15 protein-coding genes are annotated in these 14636 nt (G+C 73.8%); 9 read left to right on the plus strand and 6 right to left on the minus strand.

Features of this window, described 5'->3' with window-relative positions:
* Positions 1-111: 111 nt before the first annotated feature.
* Entirely contained in the window at positions 112-1236 is a 1125-nt protein-coding gene (locus tag ACIP4P_RS36960) for a hypothetical protein (RefSeq protein ID WP_400926307.1), read from the minus strand.
* Between the two features lie 283 nt (positions 1237-1519).
* On the minus strand, positions 1520-3370 hold the full coding sequence (gene asnB, locus ACIP4P_RS36965) for an asparagine synthase (glutamine-hydrolyzing) (RefSeq protein ID WP_400926310.1): 1851 nt from the start codon (positions 3368-3370) through the stop codon (positions 1520-1522).
* Positions 3371-3564: 194 nt separating this feature from the next.
* On the opposite strand from asnB, the gene ACIP4P_RS36970 reads away from it, so the two are divergent.
* The gene (locus ACIP4P_RS36970; protein WP_400926313.1) at positions 3565-3837 is read left to right on the plus strand and encodes a hypothetical protein; all 273 of its coding nucleotides are present in this window, start codon (positions 3565-3567) and stop codon (positions 3835-3837) included.
* A gap of 118 nt (positions 3838-3955) precedes the next feature.
* Positions 3956-5782, plus strand: coding sequence for a glutamine--fructose-6-phosphate transaminase (isomerizing) (gene glmS / locus ACIP4P_RS36975; protein ID WP_400926316.1), 1827 nt, complete (start codon positions 3956-3958; stop codon positions 5780-5782).
* Positions 5783-5854: 72 nt separating this feature from the next.
* Here glmS and ACIP4P_RS36980 read toward each other — a convergent pair whose 3' ends face one another.
* Together ACIP4P_RS36980 and ACIP4P_RS36985 are read right to left on the minus strand one after the other, a co-directional pair.
* Positions 5855-6784, minus strand: a complete 930-nt coding sequence (locus ACIP4P_RS36980; RefSeq protein ID WP_400926574.1) for a glutaminase — start codon at positions 6782-6784, stop codon at positions 5855-5857.
* A 144-nt stretch (positions 6785-6928) separates the two neighbouring features.
* Entirely contained in the window at positions 6929-7627 is a 699-nt protein-coding gene (locus ACIP4P_RS36985; RefSeq protein WP_400926319.1) for a DUF3152 domain-containing protein, read from the minus strand.
* Between the two features lie 308 nt (positions 7628-7935).
* Here ACIP4P_RS36985 and ACIP4P_RS36990 point away from each other — a divergent pair, with 308 nt between their 5' ends.
* The gene (locus ACIP4P_RS36990) at positions 7936-8151 is read left to right on the plus strand and encodes a heavy-metal-associated domain-containing protein (protein WP_400926322.1); all 216 of its coding nucleotides are present in this window, start codon (positions 7936-7938) and stop codon (positions 8149-8151) included.
* 63 nt (positions 8152-8214) lie between these two features.
* On the opposite strand, the gene ACIP4P_RS36995 is transcribed toward ACIP4P_RS36990, so the two are convergent.
* Positions 8215-8766 (minus strand): DinB family protein, encoded by a 552-nt coding sequence (locus ACIP4P_RS36995; RefSeq protein WP_400926325.1) that lies wholly within the window; start codon positions 8764-8766, stop codon positions 8215-8217.
* Positions 8767-8866: 100 nt separating this feature from the next.
* Here ACIP4P_RS36995 and ACIP4P_RS37000 point away from each other — a divergent pair, with 100 nt between their 5' ends.
* The 4 genes from ACIP4P_RS37000 to ACIP4P_RS37015 all read left to right on the plus strand — a co-directional run bounded on the left by ACIP4P_RS37000 (position 8867) and on the right by ACIP4P_RS37015 (position 11954).
* Complete coding sequence (locus ACIP4P_RS37000; protein WP_400926328.1) at positions 8867-9862, plus strand: helix-turn-helix transcriptional regulator; 996 nt, start codon at positions 8867-8869, stop codon at positions 9860-9862.
* Between the two features lie 109 nt (positions 9863-9971).
* Positions 9972-10403, plus strand: a complete 432-nt coding sequence (locus tag ACIP4P_RS37005; RefSeq protein WP_400926331.1) for a DUF4240 domain-containing protein — start codon at positions 9972-9974, stop codon at positions 10401-10403.
* A 184-nt stretch (positions 10404-10587) separates the two neighbouring features.
* A complete protein-coding gene (locus ACIP4P_RS37010) occupies positions 10588-10902 on the plus strand; it encodes a hypothetical protein (protein ID WP_400926334.1) in 315 nt (104 codons plus the stop codon).
* A gap of 278 nt (positions 10903-11180) precedes the next feature.
* Entirely contained in the window at positions 11181-11954 is a 774-nt protein-coding gene (locus tag ACIP4P_RS37015; RefSeq protein ID WP_400926337.1) for a GNAT family N-acetyltransferase, read from the plus strand.
* 146 nt (positions 11955-12100) lie between these two features.
* Here ACIP4P_RS37015 and ACIP4P_RS37020 read toward each other — a convergent pair whose 3' ends face one another.
* Positions 12101-13033, minus strand: a complete 933-nt coding sequence (locus tag ACIP4P_RS37020) for a LysR family transcriptional regulator (RefSeq protein ID WP_400926340.1) — start codon at positions 13031-13033, stop codon at positions 12101-12103.
* Between the two features lie 259 nt (positions 13034-13292).
* Between ACIP4P_RS37020 and ACIP4P_RS37025 the strand changes: the two genes are divergently transcribed.
* Both ACIP4P_RS37025 and ACIP4P_RS37030 read left to right on the plus strand, forming a co-directional pair.
* The gene (locus tag ACIP4P_RS37025; protein WP_350512493.1) at positions 13293-13823 is read left to right on the plus strand and encodes an SRPBCC family protein; all 531 of its coding nucleotides are present in this window, start codon (positions 13293-13295) and stop codon (positions 13821-13823) included.
* 9 nt (positions 13824-13832) lie between these two features.
* On the plus strand, positions 13833-14627 hold the full coding sequence (locus ACIP4P_RS37030) for a maleylpyruvate isomerase family mycothiol-dependent enzyme (protein WP_400926344.1): 795 nt from the start codon (positions 13833-13835) through the stop codon (positions 14625-14627).
* Positions 14628-14636 lie beyond the last annotated feature (9 nt).

Raw genomic sequence — 14636 nt, forward strand, 5'->3', positions numbered from 1 at the left:
CCGGATCCAGCGCCCGCGCAGGCGACGGATGCTGTGCGGCGGGCTACAGCGGTGGGGGGGGCCCGGCGCGGGGGGGCGGGGCCCCGACAGGTGGGACGAAGGGGCGGGCGCTCAGTCCAGCGAGGCGGACAGCCCGCCCGCGGAGCGGCAGTAGCCCTGCATCTCCTTGCTGGTGATCTTCGTGCAGAGCCGCCCGGCCGCGCCGCCGTCGGTGTAGTTGACCGTGTAGTAGCTGACCAGCCCCTCCGCGCAGGCCTTGCGCTGCCAGCCGTCGGCGGCGGTCGCGCACTGCTGGGCGGCCCAGTCCTCGCGGTCCAGGTTGTACTTCATGGTCCGCGAGCCGACGCCGCGGCTGCAGTCGACCGCCCCGCCGCTGGCCTTGCCGTTGAGGCACCACTTGAGGGCTTCGGCGTAGACCTCGGGGTGGTTGGGGTAGTCGTGCGAGGAGAGGTAGAAGGTCGGCGCGTAGAAGAAGCAGGCGGACTGGAACAGCGAGGGCTGGTCCTTGCACGGGTAGAGCGGGTCCTGGGCGAGCTTGTCGGCGGGCAGGTTGGCCTTCGCCTGCTCGTCCTCCTCGTCCGGGCCGAAGAGCTGCATGAACAGGCCCTCGGAGCAGCGGATCCGGTTCTGGTCGGTGGTGAACTTGTTGCACAGCTCGCGGGCCTTGGCGACGTCCTGCTTGGCGACGAACATCGTGCCGTGGCCGACGCCGTGGATGCAGGGCCCGGTGTTCTTCGGGGCGCACAGCTTGAGCAGGTCGACCTCGGGCTGGGTGGAGGCGTTGAGCATCTCCTCGACCGCGCCGTGCAGGTAGCCGGCCGCGCAGGTCTCGTGCGGGAAGGAGATGACCTTCTGGAAGTCGGCGTTGAAGCGCTTGACCGCCGCGTGGCCGAGCTCGTGCGCGATCGGGTGGCAGAAGCGCACGGTGTACGGCTTCTCCTTGGTGATCCGGTCGAGGTCGGCGAGGGCGACGCCGGGGTCGGTGGCGTCCATCTCGGCCATCATCTTGTTGCGCAGCGTCGAGCGGGTCCACACCGCCGGGTCGCCGGTCGGGGTGGCGCTCGGGGCGCCGGGGCCGACCGCCTTGGCACCGGAGGTCCCGGGGACCCCGGGGGCCGTGGAGGTGGCGGGCGACGTGGTGGCCCGGGCGGGCGACCAGTCGGTGACGGCCACCGAGCCGAGGCCCAGGACGCCCAGGAGCACGGCGGTGAGAATCGCGAAGACTCGCGGCTGCATGACGGGATCCCCCGGCGGATCGAGGTGAACGGTTCGCTCCCATCCTGACGGCACGGGGAGCGGGAGCCCGCGTTTTCGCCCGCCATTCGGGAGGTGTCGGCGACGCTACCGCATCGTCCGTACACCCCGGCGGGGCGGGACGGCTCCCGGCGGTCAAGGGGATTGACGGTCGGTCGGCCGTTCGGGGTGGTCAACCGCCGGCCGGGGGCCCCGGTTCTCCGCGTTCACCCGGACGGCGCAGCGGCGGTGCGGCCCGCACCGCCGCCGCGCCGTCCCGGCGGGCTCAGATCTCCAGGGTCACCCGGTACTCCGTCAGCCAGGCGTCGAGGTCCAGCGCGAGGTCGACGGCCAGCCGGACGGACTGCGGGTCGGTGTCGGGGGCGAGCGCGTCGGTCAGCCGCCGTCCGTCCAGCAGGTCCAGGGCCGGGGAGGTGCCCGCGGCGGCGAGCCGGGCGAGCTCGGCGCGCAGCTGCGCCGGGTAGAGCGGGTCCATCGACACCGGGTACGGGCTCTTCACCCGGTCGGCGACCGCGGGCGGCAGCACGTCCCGGACGGCGGCGCGCAGCAGGCTCTTCTCCCGGCCGTCGAAGGCCTTCATCGCCCACGGGGTGTTGAAGACGTACTGCACCAGCCGGTGGTCGCAGAACGGCACCCGGACCTCCAGGCCGTGGGCCATGCTCATCCGGTCCTTGCGGTCGAGCAGGATGCAGACGAAGCGGGTCAGGTTGAGGTAGGAGATCTCGCGCATCCGCCGTTCCAGCGGATCGGCCGCGTCCAGGTGCGGGACCTCGGTGAGCGCCTCCTGGTAGCGGGTCCGGCGGTAGCCGTCCAGGTCGAGCTTGCGGAGCAGCCCGGCGTCGAGCAGCCGTTCGCGCGGGGCGGAGCCGGCGCCGGCGATGGCGGCGAGACTGGCGGCCCAGGGGAAGTCCTCGGCGGCGACCGTGACGGGGTCGTGGAACCAGCGGTAGCCGCCGAAGAGCTCGTCGGCGGACTCGCCGGACAGCGCGACGGTGGACCGGCGGCGGATGTCGCGGAACAGCATCAGCAGCGAGACGTCCATGTCGCCGACGCCGTTGGGCAGGTCGCGGGCGCGCACCGTGGCGGTGCGTCCGGCCGGGTCGGCGAGCTCGGCGGCGTCCAGTTCGATCACGCTGTGGTCGGCGCCCACGTGGTCGGCGAGCAGTTGGGCGAACGGGCCGTCGTGGGTCTGCCGGACCGGGTCGGCGTGGAAGTTGCGGGTCTGCCCGGCGAAGTCCACGGCGAAGGAGCGCACCGGCCCGGCGCCGATGGCGGCCAGCTCCTTGGCGGCGATCGCGGTGATGGCGCTGGAGTCCAGCCCGCCGGAGAGCAGCGAGCAGAGCGGCACGTCCGCGTCCAGCTGGCGGTGCACGATGTCGTCCAGCAGGGCCCGGACGGTGGCGATCGTGGCCTCCAGGCTGTCGGTGTGCTCGCGGGCCTCCAGCGCCCAGTAGCGGCGTACCGAGACGCCGCTGCGGCGCACCCGCACCACGTGCCCGGGCCGGACCTCCAGGATGCCGCGGTACGGGGTGAGGCCCGGGGTGCGGGTGTGGCCGAGCAGTTCGCGCAGCCCGTCCAGGTCGACCACCGGGCGCACCGAGGGGTGGGCCAGGATCGCCTTGATCTCGGAGCCGAAGAGCACGCCGTCCGGGGTGGGGCGGTAGTACAGCGGTTTGACGCCCATCCGGTCGCGGACCAGCAGCAGTTCCTCGCGCCGGGCGTCCCAGACCGCGAAGGCGAACATGCCGTTGAGCCGCTCGGCCAGGCCCTCGCCCCACTCCAGGTAGGCGCGCAGCACCACCTCGGTGTCGCTGCGGGTGCGGAAGCGGTGCCCGGCCGCCTCCAGTTCGGCGCGCAGTTCGCGGTGGTTGTAGACCTCGCCGCTGTAGGTGAGCGCGGCCAGCAGCCGGCCGTCCTGCTCGACGGTCATCGGCTGGACGCCGCCCTCGATGTCGATCACCGCGAGGCGGCGGTGGCCGAGTCCGGCGTGTGGCTGGAGCAGGATGCCGCCGGCGTCCGGGCCGCGGCGGAGTTGAGTGGCCGTCATCGCTTCCAGGACGGCCCGTTCGGCGGTGAGGTCGCGGTCGAAGGCGACCCATCCGGTGATCCCGCACATCAGCAAGCCCTCCGGTCTTCCGCTACGTGTACCGGAGGTCACGCTACGTGCGGAGTCGGCGTGGCATCAAGAGTCTGTCGGGAAGGTAGCGGAAGGAGATCCACCTGGTTACCCGCGGTGAAAGTCATGAAGTGTGCCCGAAATCGGGCAAGATCTTTGGCTTCGTCGCGCGAAGCGACCTAGAGTCTTGCCACGTGCCGAGCTCCCACCCTCACGAAGACCTCCTCGCCCACCTCACCCGGACCAGCCCGCTCGGGCCCCGGGAGGCGGCGCGGGTCGTGGCGGAGGTGCTGGCGTACTTCTCCGAGACCACCGAGGAGTACGTCCGCCGTCGCCACGGCGAGCTCCAGGCACGCGGTCTGACCAACGAACGGATCTTCGCCCGGCTCGCCGAGGAGCTGCCCGCCCGCCGCGTCGCGGCACCGGAGCTCTCGGCCCGTCAGCTGCGCCGGATCGTCTACGGCTGATCGGCCGCGGCTCATCGTCTACGGCTGATCGGCCGCGGTCGAGCACCCCGTACGGCTACGGCCGGGTGCCCGTCCACGGCCGACCACCCATTCCTACTCTCTGCGGAGGAGTCCACGCATGTGCGGAATCGTGGCCTACATCGGCCCCAAGGACGCGACCCCCTTCCTGCTGGAGGGGCTGGCCCGGCTGGAGTACCGCGGCTACGACTCGGCCGGCGTCGCCGTCGCCGGCCGCACCGGCGGGATCAAGCTGCGCAAGGTCAAGGGCCGGGTCGCCGACCTCGCCGCCGCCGTACCGGCCCGGTTCAAGGGCGGCACCGGCATCGGCCACACCCGCTGGGCCACCCACGGCGTGCCCAGCGACGCCAACGCCCACCCGCACCTGGACAACGCCGAGCGGATCGCCGTCGTCCACAACGGCATCATCGAGAACGCCGACGAGCTGCGCGCCAAGCTGGCCGCCGACGGCGCGGTGTTCCGCTCCGAGACCGACACCGAGGTGCTCTCCCACCTGATCGCCGTGCACGCCACCGAGGGCGTCGAGCTGGAGGACGCCGTCCGCGCCGCCCTCGGCCGGGTGGTCGGCACCTACGGCATCGCCGTGCTGGACGCCGAGCAGCCCGACCGCATCGTGGTCGCCCGCAACGGCAGCCCGATCGTGCTCGGCATCGGCGAGAAGGAGATGTTCGCCGCCTCGGACGTCTCCGCCCTGGTCCGCTACACCCGCCAGGTCGTGCACCTGGAGGACGGCGAGCTCGCCACCGTGCGCGCCGACGGCTTCCGCACCTTCACCGCGGACGCCCGCACCACCCACCGCCAGCCGTCCACCGTCGACTGGGAGATCGACTCCTTCGACACCGGCGGCTACGAGCACTACCTGCTCAAGGAGATCCACGAGCAGCCCACCTCGGTCGAGCGCACCCTCAGCGGCCGGCTCGACGAGCGCTTCAGCACCGCCCACCTCGGCGGCCTCAACCTGGACGCCCGGGAGCTGCGCGAGATCCGCCGGGTGAAGATCCTCGGCTGCGGATCCGCCTACTACGCGGGCGAGATGGGCGCCCAGCTGATCGAGGAGCTCGCCCGCATCCCCGCGCACAGCGAGCCCGCCTCCGAGTTCCGCTACCGCAACCCGGTCATCGAGGCCGACACCCTGTACGTCGCGGTCAGCCAGTCCGGCGAGACCTACGACACGCTCGCCGCCGTCCAGGAGATCAAGCGCAAGGGCGGCCGGGTGCTCGGCGTCGTCAACACCGTGGGCAGCGCGATCGCCCGCGAGTGCGACGGCGGCATCTACCTGCACGCCGGACCGGAGGTCTCGGTGGCCTCCACCAAGGCCTTCACCTCGACCGTGGTCGCCTTCGCCCTGCTCGCCCTGCACTTCGGCCGCATCCACGACCTCTCGCCCGCCGACGGCCGCCGGATCGTCTCCGCGCTCCAGGCGCTGCCCGACCAGATCCGCGAGGTGCTGGAGCAGAGCGACGACATCGCCAAGCTCGCCGCCGAGTACGCCGATTCGGCCGGGATGATGTTCATCGGCCGGGTCCGCGGCTACCCGGTGGCGCGGGAGGGCGCGCAGAAGCTCAAGGAGATCTCCTACGTCCACGCCGAGGCCTACCCGGCCAGTGAGCTCAAGCACGGCCCGCTGGCCCTGATCAGCCCCGAACTGCCCACCGTGGCCCTGGTTCCGGACGACGAGCTGCTCGACAAGAACCTCACCACCCTCGGCGAGATCAAGGCCCGCTCCGGCCGCGTCATCGCCGTCGCCCACCGGCGGCCCGAGGAGAAGCTCGCGGACCACTGCATCCTGGTGCCCAAGAGCGAGCCGGAGTTGGACCCGCTGCTGCTCAACATCCCGCTGCAGCTGCTGGCCTACCACGCGGCGGTCGCACTCGGCCGGGACGTGGACAAGCCGCGCAACCTGGCGAAGAGCGTGACGGTGGAGTAAGTCCCTTATTTCGTAAGGCGGTTGGGCCCGGTCGCGGTGTGCGCGGCCGGGCCCGCCGGCGTCGGCCCGGTCTCAGAAGACCGAGCAGCCGGAGAGGGTGGTGAGGGTGTCCAGGGCGGTGACGGCGGCGACCGAGTTGCCGGCCTGGTCGAGGCGGGGCCCCCAGGCGCAGACGGCGGCGCGGCCGGGGAGTATCGCGAGGATGCCGCCGCCGACGCCGCTCTTGCCGGGCAGGCCGACCCGGAAGGCGAACTCGCCGGCGGCGTCGTAGGTGCCGCAGGTGAGCAGGACGGCGTTGACGCGCTTGGCCTCGCTGCGGGTCATCAGCCTGGTGCCGTCGGTGCGGACGCCGTAGCGGGCGAGGAAGACCCCGGCCAGGACGAGGTCGCGGCAGCTGGCGGCGACGGCGCAGTGGGCGTAGTAGTGCTCCAGGACGGTCTCGACCGGGTTGTGCAGGTTGCCGTGGCTGGCGATGAAGTGGGCGAGCGCGGCGTTGCGGTGGCCGTGGTCGGCCTCGGAGGCGGCGATCACCGGGTCGGTGTCCAGCAGCGGGTTGCCGGACTCGCGGCGCAGGAACTCCCGTACCGCGCCGGAGGCGTCACCGGTCAGGGACTGCAGCCGGTCGGTGACCACCAGGGCCCCCGCGTTGATGAACGGGTTGCGCGGGATGCCGTGCTCGGTCTCCAACTGCACCAGCGAGTTGAAGGGGTTGCCGGAGGGTTCACGGCCGACGCCCTGCCAGAGGGCCTCGCCGCCGTCGCTGCTGTAGGCGAGGGCGAGGGCGAGCGAGAACAGCTTGGAGACGCTCTGGATGGAGAACGGCTGCTCCCAGTCCCCGACGCCGTACACCTCGCCGTCGACGGTGGCCACGGCCATGCCGAAGGCCTCCGGGTCGGCCGCGGCGAGGGCCGGGATGTAGTCGGCGACGTGGCCCCGGCCCGCGGTGGCCCGGGCGGCCGCTTCGGCGGCCGCCAGCAGGACCGGGTAGTCGAGGGTCTCCACATCGAACAAGGTTATTCACTCCACGCGCGGACGGGAACGGACACAGTCGGGACCGCGTGCCGCCGGGTGGCGACACGCGGTCCGACCTGTGATTATCCGTGTCCGGAGGAGTGTGGTGGCGCCGGGGGGGTGGGGGTTCGCCGCTCAGGGGGCGTTGGTCGCGGCCTGGACCGGCGGGCCGGTGAGCAGGGTGCCGGTGTCCGAGTAGGGCCAGCCGTTGGGGACGCAGCCGTGCAGGCCCTTGATCTGCTGCATCATGACCGGCGCCGGGGCGCCCGCACCCGGGCAGTCGACGTGGCCGTTGCCGAGGATGTGGCCGACCTCGTGGTTGATCGCCAGCGCGTGGTACAGCTCCGGCCGGCCCTGGTAGAACTCGGACAGCTCGGTCCACCGCTTGAGGTTGATCACCACCTGGTGCTGGACCCCGCAGTTGACCCAGCCGCCGGTGTCCAGCCCGTACTGGCCGCAGATCCGGTCGGTGGACTTCGGGGTCGCCAGGTAGACGGTGAAGTCCACCGGGTCGGCGGGCATCCGCTGGAAGGACGCCGTGCCGCCGGCCGCCCAGCCGCGCTCGGTGTCGCCGAGGATCGCGTCCACCTCGGCGGCGAACTGCTGCGGGGCCTCGGCGATCCCGTCCTCCACCCGCACCTTGTAGCGGTACAGGTGCTCGCCGGTGCCGAAGCGGGCGGAGCCGCCGGGCGCGGTGGTGAAGGCCAGCGGCGCCGGGTCGCGGTGCCAGGGCCGCCACCACAACAGGCCGGCGGTCACCGCGGCGACCAGGGCCAGGGCGAGCACGGCGCGTCGTATTCGACGCTTCGGTGGGGTGGCGGGAGTGGCTGCCATCGGGGTGGAACACCTCTTGATCAGGGCCGGACGGAGTACACCAGGAGGGACGCGCGGGGGTGGGCGGCCGGTTCAGGGGAGGGGCCGGACGGCCTCCGTCGGGCGCGGGGCCCGTGCGGTTCCCGGAACCACACGAAGGTGCCACCCGTGCGGCGTGTCCCTGGGGAACGGCGTCGGATTCCGGTGTTGTGGTGCGGGTCGGCCGGATCGGCCGACCCTCTCATGCTCCCGTACTCATGAACCCCGTACTCACGCACCCCCCCCGTACTCACGCACCCCGTACCCGAAGCGCCATCGGAGGCACTGCCATGTCCGTCACCACCGTCCTCACCGTCTCCGGGATGAGCTGCGGCCACTGCGAGCGGACGGTGAGCGCAGGGCTGTCCGCCCTGCCCGGCGTCACCGACGTCGTCGCGGACGCGCCCAGCGGCCGGGTCACCGTCGCCTCCGCCCAGCCGCTGGAGGAGACGGCGCTCCGGGAGGCGGTGGACGGGACCGGATTCACCTTCGTCGGGCAGCTCTGACCCGAACCGGCCCGGTGGTCCGCCGCCGTCCGGTGGCGGCGGACCACCGGGCCCGGGTGCGGCTCAGCCCATGCTCTTCGCGCCGTCCAGGGACTCGCGGACGATGTCGGCGTGGCCCGCGTGCTGGGCGGTCTCGGCGACGATGTGCAGCAGCACCCGACGGGCCGACCACTCGGTGTCCGCCTCGAACCAGGGGGCCTTCGGCAGCGGCTGGGCGGCGTCCAGGTCGGCCAGGGAGGCGACCAACTCGTCGGTGCGGCGGGCGACCTCGGCGTACTCGGCGAGCACCCCCGCGAGCGTCTCGCCGGGCAGCAACCGGAACTCGTCGGCGCGGCGGGCGAAGTCGGCCTCGGTCATGGCGGAGAAGTCGGGCATCGCGGACGGGCCCTGCACGATGAACGCCGCCCACAGCCGCTCGACCGAGGCCACGTGCTTGATCAGCCCGCCCAGGCAGAGCTCGCTGGCGCTGCTCCGCTGCGCGGCCTGCTCGTCGGTGAGGTCGCGGGTGGTGAAGCGGAGGAAGTGCCGCTGCTTCTCCAGCGCGACCAGGAGGTCGGCGCGCTCGCCGGTGACGGCGGAGGCGGTGGTCGTGGTCGTGTTACCGGTGGTGGTCATGGTTCGGGCCTTCCGTTCGGTTACTGCTCCCTCGGACAAGAACAACGTTACGGACCATTGCGGTCACTTCCTGACCTGAATGGCGGGGCAGAATCGGGGCATGGCGAACACCAGCACCCGCACCCTGCGACTGCTCTCCCTGCTCCAGACCCACCGGTACTGGCCCGGCGAGGAACTCGCCGACCGGCTCGGCGTCTCCGTGCGGACCCTGCGCCGGGACGTCGACCGGCTGCGCGAACTCGGGTACCCCGTCGAGGCCCAGCGCGGGGTCGACGGCGGCTACCAGCTGGCGGCCGGTGCGGCACTGCCGCCGCTGGTCATCGACGACGAGGAGGCCGTCGCCCTCGCGGTCGGGCTGCAGGCGGCCGCCGAAAGCCCGGTCGAGGGCGTCGCCGAGGCCTCGGTCCGGGTGCTCGCCAAGGTCGTGCAGGTGATGCCGGCCCGGCTGCGGCGGCGGGTCGAGGCGCTGCGCGCGGTGACCGTCCCCGTCGACTGGGGCACGTCGGCCGGCTCCGGCGTCGACCCGGACGCCCTCACCGCGGTCGCCCTCGCCTGCCGCGACGACGAACGGCTCCGGTTCTCGTACACCGCCGCCTCGGCGCACCGCACCGAGCGGTACGTCGAACCGCACCGGCTGGTCTGCCTGGAGCGGCGCTGGTACCTGGTCGCGTACGACCTCGACCGCGGCGACTGGCGCACCTTCCGCCTGGACCGCCTGAGCGCCGCCCAGGGCACCGGCACCCGCTTCGCCCCGCGCACCCTCCCGGCCGCCGACGCCGCCGAGTACGTCCGCGCGGGCCTCAGCGGCATGCCCCGCCCCAACCGCGTGGAGGCCCTCGTCGACGCCCCGGCGGGCCGGGTCCGCGCCCAGGTCGGCCGCTGGGGCGACGTCGAGGCGGTCGACGAGGGGCGCTGCCGGCTGCGGATGACGGCCGATTCGCTGGACTGGCCCGCGATGGCGCTGGGCTCCCTGGGGGCGGAGTTCCAGGTGGTCCATCCACCGGAGCTGCGGGAGCTGATCGCGGAGTGGTCGGCCCGCTTCGGCCGGGCGGCGGAGCGGGAGGGCCGGGGGGCAGGGGAGTCGGGGGCGGAGTAGGGGGCCGGGGGGCGGAGTGGGAAGTCGGCCGGGCCGACTTCCGGTGCGGGGCTGCCGGTGCGGGGTTGTCAGTGTGGGGTTGTCAGAGTGCCCGGCCATGCTGTCCGGCATGAACGAGGATGACTTCTGGCAGCTCATCGACCGGTGCCGACCCGCTCGACCCGACCCCGAGGCGGAACGGCTCGCCGCGTCGCTCGTGGCCGCACTGACGGGCGGCCCGCTGTCGGACGTCATCGCCTTCGCCGAGCACCTGGCCTCGGTCCTCCACCGGCTCGACCGCAGGGAGTTCGGCGGCGGCCTGTCGGGCGACGCGTTCCTGTACACACGGGCGGCCGTCGTCGCCGCGGGGCGGGCCGAGTTCGAGGCCGTGCTCGGCGACCCCGCGCTGTTCCGCCGGTACGCCCGCGACCTCATCTGGGCGGAGCCGCTGCTCTACGTCCCGGACCGGGCCTACGAGAGCCTCACCGGGCGGGACTGGGACCGCAGCACGCGCTTCAGCTATGAGTCGTTCTCGAACTCCGAGGGCTGGGCCGGTCCATGACGGCCGGGGCGGAGTGGGAAGTCGGCCGGGCCGACTTCCGGTGCGGCGGTGCAGCCCTCGCCCCGGACGGTTCCTGCCGGGGAGGGGCGGGAGGATGGCGGGGTGTTGGTCACGGTGGAGACGGCGGGTCAGGGGGGCGGCGAGTGGACTGGTGCGGGTGGGGACGGCGGTGGGGAGCGCCGTGGTGCGGTGGTGTGGGGAGCCGGGGGAGGCGGAGGGGGAGCAGCACGTCGAGTGGAGCGTCGACGAGGACGTGACCTGGGGCGGCAACACGGTGCCGGCCGGCACCGCTGTGCCCGGGGTGGGCGAGGACGGTGAACGGGTGCTGCTGCGGGGGAGGTTGGGGCTGGGCGGCGACGGGACGGCGGTGCTGGAGGTGGCCGGCGCGCTGGTCCTGCTCGACCTCGGCGACCCGGCGCCGCCGGCCGTCGCGGACGGGACGTGGGTCGAGGTGCGGGCCGCCCGCGAGGGTGTCGGGGTGTGGCCGTACCGGCTCTGAGGGGCCGGCGGGGCTCACGGGGCGATGGACCCGATGGCCTCCAGGAGTCGTTGGAGGGCGGTGGGCCTGGTCAACGCGGTCGTTCAGGCGCCGGTGAACTTCTGCACGAGGCAAGGGACTTGGCGGACCGGATCATCCGGTACGCGCCGCCGCAGTGGCCGCCTGCCTGCGGGCCGTCACCCGGGGGATCGACCTGCCGGTCGACGAGGGCCTGGCGGTCGAGGCGGCCGCCGGATATTCCCTTGGCCCGCGGTGCCGGACGGGGAGATCATGGCAGGATGTCCGATCTGCTTGAGCGGGTAGCCGCCTTCCATGTCGCCTTCGCCCGCCGTCAGGCCGTCGAGATCGTCGAACTGCCCGAGTTCCCCGGGGTCTTCGCCGTGCGGAACCCGGAGTTCGCGCTCTCGCACGAGCACAACCACCTGATCGTCACCGGGCCGGGCACCGACCCGGCGGCGCTGCCCGGGCTGGCGACGCGCTGGCTCGGGCCGCGGCAGCAGTACGCGATCACCGTGCTGGACGAGGAGTGGGGCGAGCGGGTCACCCCGGCGCTGGTCGGGGCCGGGTACGAGCGGGGCACCGCCGTGGTCATGGCCCGGGACACGGCGGGCTGCGCGCTGCCCCGACCGGCCGCTCTGCCGACGGATTACGCCGACATCCGGGAGGCCGTGCTGGCGCAGCAGTCGGAGTGGTACGAGGGGGAGGACCTCATCCGGCAGCTCGCCGACCGCCGGCCGGCCCGGCTGCGCGGCGCGGAGCGGGTGCACTTCCTGGCCGCCCGGACGGCGGCCGACGGCGAGGTCGCGGCCTGGGTCGACCTCTACCTCGAACCGGCCGCCGGGCTGGCCCAGTTGGAGGACCTGGTCACCGTCGGCCGGCACCGCGGCGCGGGCCACGGCGACACCCTGCTCGCCAGCGGCCTGGCGCTGGCGGCGGCCGCCGGGATCCCGCGGCTGTTCCTCCTCGCCGACGCGGCCGACTGGCCGCGCGGGTGGTACGCCCGGCGGGGCTTCACCGAGATCGGCAGCATCCACTCCTTCCACTCGCGCTGACCGGCCCGCGGTCGGGTCGGCCCGGGGTCCGGTCGGCAGGCGGTCGGGTCGGCAGGCGCCCATGGGCACGGACACCGAACGGGCGCTGCCCCGGGAGCTGATGGCGCTCGACACCCCGGCGCCGCTCCGGCGGGAGCAGCGGGCGGTCAGCGCGTGGCTGCGCCGGGAGGGGACGGCCTGAGCTGCGGCGCGCCCGGCCCGCAGTGGGCGGCGACGGTGTCCGCGAAGGCGCGGGCGAGCGGGTAGAGGGTGTCCCATTCGCGGGCGGCCCAGCCGACGGTGAGGCCGGGCAGCTCGGGCAGCGGGACCAGCCGCAGCCCGGGGTGACCGGGGCCCTGCCACTCCGGGAGGGCGGGGACGACGGCGTGGCCGAGGCCGAGTTCGGCCAGCAGGATCGCGGTGTCCCAGTCCGTGACGCTGGTGTCGAAGACCGGACGGATGCCCGACTTGCCCAGCCAGTCGTCGAGTTGGGAGCGGGACACCGAGTTCTGCGGCAGTCCGATCAGCCGGGCGTCCTGGAGGTCGGCGGGTTCGAGCCGCTCCCGGTCGGCCAGCGGGTCACCGGCCGCCATGGCGAGGACCCAGGGCAGATCGGCCACCGGCCGCTGCTCGATGCCGCGGACCGGAGTGCCGAGGGTGATCCAGGCCAGGTCGACGTGGCCCGCGGTGAGCGCCTCCAGGCAGTTGCGGCTGGAGACCCCGGTCTGGAACTCCAGGCTGACCAGCGGGAAGCGCTCGCGGAAGTCCACCACGGCCGCGGACATGAAGTGCCGGATACTGGTGGCGCCGGTGGTGATCCGCACCGATCCGCCCTCGCCGCGGGCGAGTTCGGCGATGGTGCGCAGCGCGTGGTCGATCCCGCCCAGTCCGGTGGCCACGGCGGTCTGCAGGTGCCGCCCGGCCTTGGTGGGCACCACACCGCGCGGGTGCCGCTCGATCAGGGTCAGACCCAGCTCGCGTTCCAGCCGCTTCACGTGCTGGCTGACGGCGGACTGGCTGCACGCCAGGTCCCGGGCGACGGCGCTGAGCGAGCCGGCCCGGCACACGGCGGAGAAGACACGGAGGTCGTCGAGGGTCACGAGCGCCCAGCGTACTGCGGGCTCCGGAGGGCGGTCGGACCCAAGCCCGAGCTTGGATGTTCCCCAGGAAATCGGCGGATTGACTTGGATGTTCGGCAGCCTCGATCATCGAAGCAGGGCCCGCGAGAGGGCGGCAACCCGCCCGCTGCCTTCGCGGCGCTCCGGACGCCGGGGCGGGGGCACGGCGGGTGTCGACCCGTCGGCGCAGGAGCACGAGCGAGTACGTCGGAACGGTACGGCACGTCGGAGGGGGAGCGGGATGCGGTACGCGGACGGTCCGGGCACGCACTGCGAGGTGTTCGTGCGGGCGGAGCCGGCACGGGTCTGGACGCTGGTGACCGACATCGAACTGCCCGCCCGGGTCAGTCCGGAACTCCAGCGGGTCGCCTGGCTGGAGGGCGCGGACCGCCCCGCGCCGGGCGCGCGCTTCGAGGGACACAACAGCCGGGCGAGCATCCCGCACTGGCGGACGGTCTCCGAGGTGGTGGAACTGGTCGAGCACCGCACCTTCGGCTGGGCCGTGATGGACGCGGACGGCCGGTTCGGCGACCCGGTGACCGAGGTGTCCGGCGCCCTCGCCCGCTGGCGCTTCGACCTGACCCCTGCGGACGGCGGCACCCGGGTGCGCCTCTCGGCGGTGATCGGTCCGGGCCCCAGCGGCGTCCTCCAGGCCATCGAGGCCCGCCCCGAGGCCGAGGAGAAGATCGTCGACTTCCGGCTGGGGGAGCTGCGGACCGGGATCACCGCGACCCTGGAGGGCGTCAAGTCGGCCGCCGAGACAGTGAGTTAGGCAAGCCGCGTGGACTTCGTGGACCTCGTGGACTTCGACGGGCTGGTGCGGGAGGTCCGGGCGTCGGCGGCCCGGCTGGGCGCGGACGTCGGGGCGCTGACCGATCGGCAGGCCGGAGAGCTCTCGCTGCTCCCCGGCTGGAGCCGCGGCCATGTGCTCACCCACCTCGCCCGCAGCGCCGACGCGTACCGGTGGACGCTCGCGCTGGCCCGTACCGGCGGCGCGCCCGGGCCGCGGGCCGACGCCGCCGAACTGGACCGGCGGTTGCGCGAGGGCGCCGGGCGCGGTGCGGATGCGCTGGCCACCGACCTGCGGGACAGTCTGGACGGGCTGCTGCGGGACGCGGCCGAGCTGCCCGTCGAGCGCCGGGCGGTGCTGGTCCCCGCGCTGGCGGGGTGGCGGCACCCGGCCTGGTACCTGCTGTGGCGGGCCTGGCGGGAGCTGGAGGTGCACCACGTCGACCTGAACTCCGGTCGCACGCCCGCCGATTGGCCGGAGGACTTCGTGCGGCGGGCCCTCACGGAGACGACGGCGGCGCTGGCCGCGCGCGGGCTGCCGCTGGCCCGGGTCGAGGCCGTGGACCTCGGCCAGGACTGGCCGGTCGGCGGGTCGGGTCCGGTGCTGCGCGGTCCGGTGCTGCGCGGTCCGGTGCTGCGCGGCCCCGGGCACGCGCTGCTCGCCTGGTTCGCCGGCCGGGGCCCGGCGGCGGGGCTGCTGCGGTTGGACGAGATCCCGGTGGCGGAGCCGGCGGCGCTTCCGGCGCTGCCGGCGTGGCCGTTGCCGCCGGAGCCGGGCTGGGGGTGAGCGGGCGGC

It is taken from the genome of Kitasatospora sp. NPDC089509, from assembly GCF_044749365.1.
GTDB lineage: Bacteria > Actinomycetota > Actinomycetes > Streptomycetales > Streptomycetaceae > Kitasatospora.

Coding starts and splice junctions, on each gene's coding strand:
- ACIP4P_RS36960 (WP_400926307.1), bottom strand. CDS start 1,236: ATGCAGCCGCGAGTCTTCGCGATTCTCACCGCCGTGCTCCTGGGCGTC.
- asnB (WP_400926310.1), bottom strand. CDS start 3,370: ATGTGCGGGATCACCGGATGGGTCGCCTTCGACCGCGACCTCACCGCC.
- glmS (WP_400926316.1), top strand. CDS start 3,956: ATGTGCGGAATCGTGGCCTACATCGGCCCCAAGGACGCGACCCCCTTC.
- ACIP4P_RS36985 (WP_400926319.1), bottom strand. CDS start 7,627: ATGGCAGCCACTCCCGCCACCCCACCGAAGCGTCGAATACGACGCGCC.
- ACIP4P_RS36990 (WP_400926322.1), top strand. CDS start 7,936: ATGTCCGTCACCACCGTCCTCACCGTCTCCGGGATGAGCTGCGGCCAC.
- ACIP4P_RS36995 (WP_400926325.1), bottom strand. CDS start 8,766: ATGACCACCACCGGTAACACGACCACGACCACCGCCTCCGCCGTCACC.
- ACIP4P_RS37000 (WP_400926328.1), top strand. CDS start 8,867: ATGGCGAACACCAGCACCCGCACCCTGCGACTGCTCTCCCTGCTCCAG.
- ACIP4P_RS37005 (WP_400926331.1), top strand. CDS start 9,972: ATGAACGAGGATGACTTCTGGCAGCTCATCGACCGGTGCCGACCCGCT.
- ACIP4P_RS37015 (WP_400926337.1), top strand. CDS start 11,181: ATGTCCGATCTGCTTGAGCGGGTAGCCGCCTTCCATGTCGCCTTCGCC.
- ACIP4P_RS37025 (WP_350512493.1), top strand. CDS start 13,293: ATGCGGTACGCGGACGGTCCGGGCACGCACTGCGAGGTGTTCGTGCGG.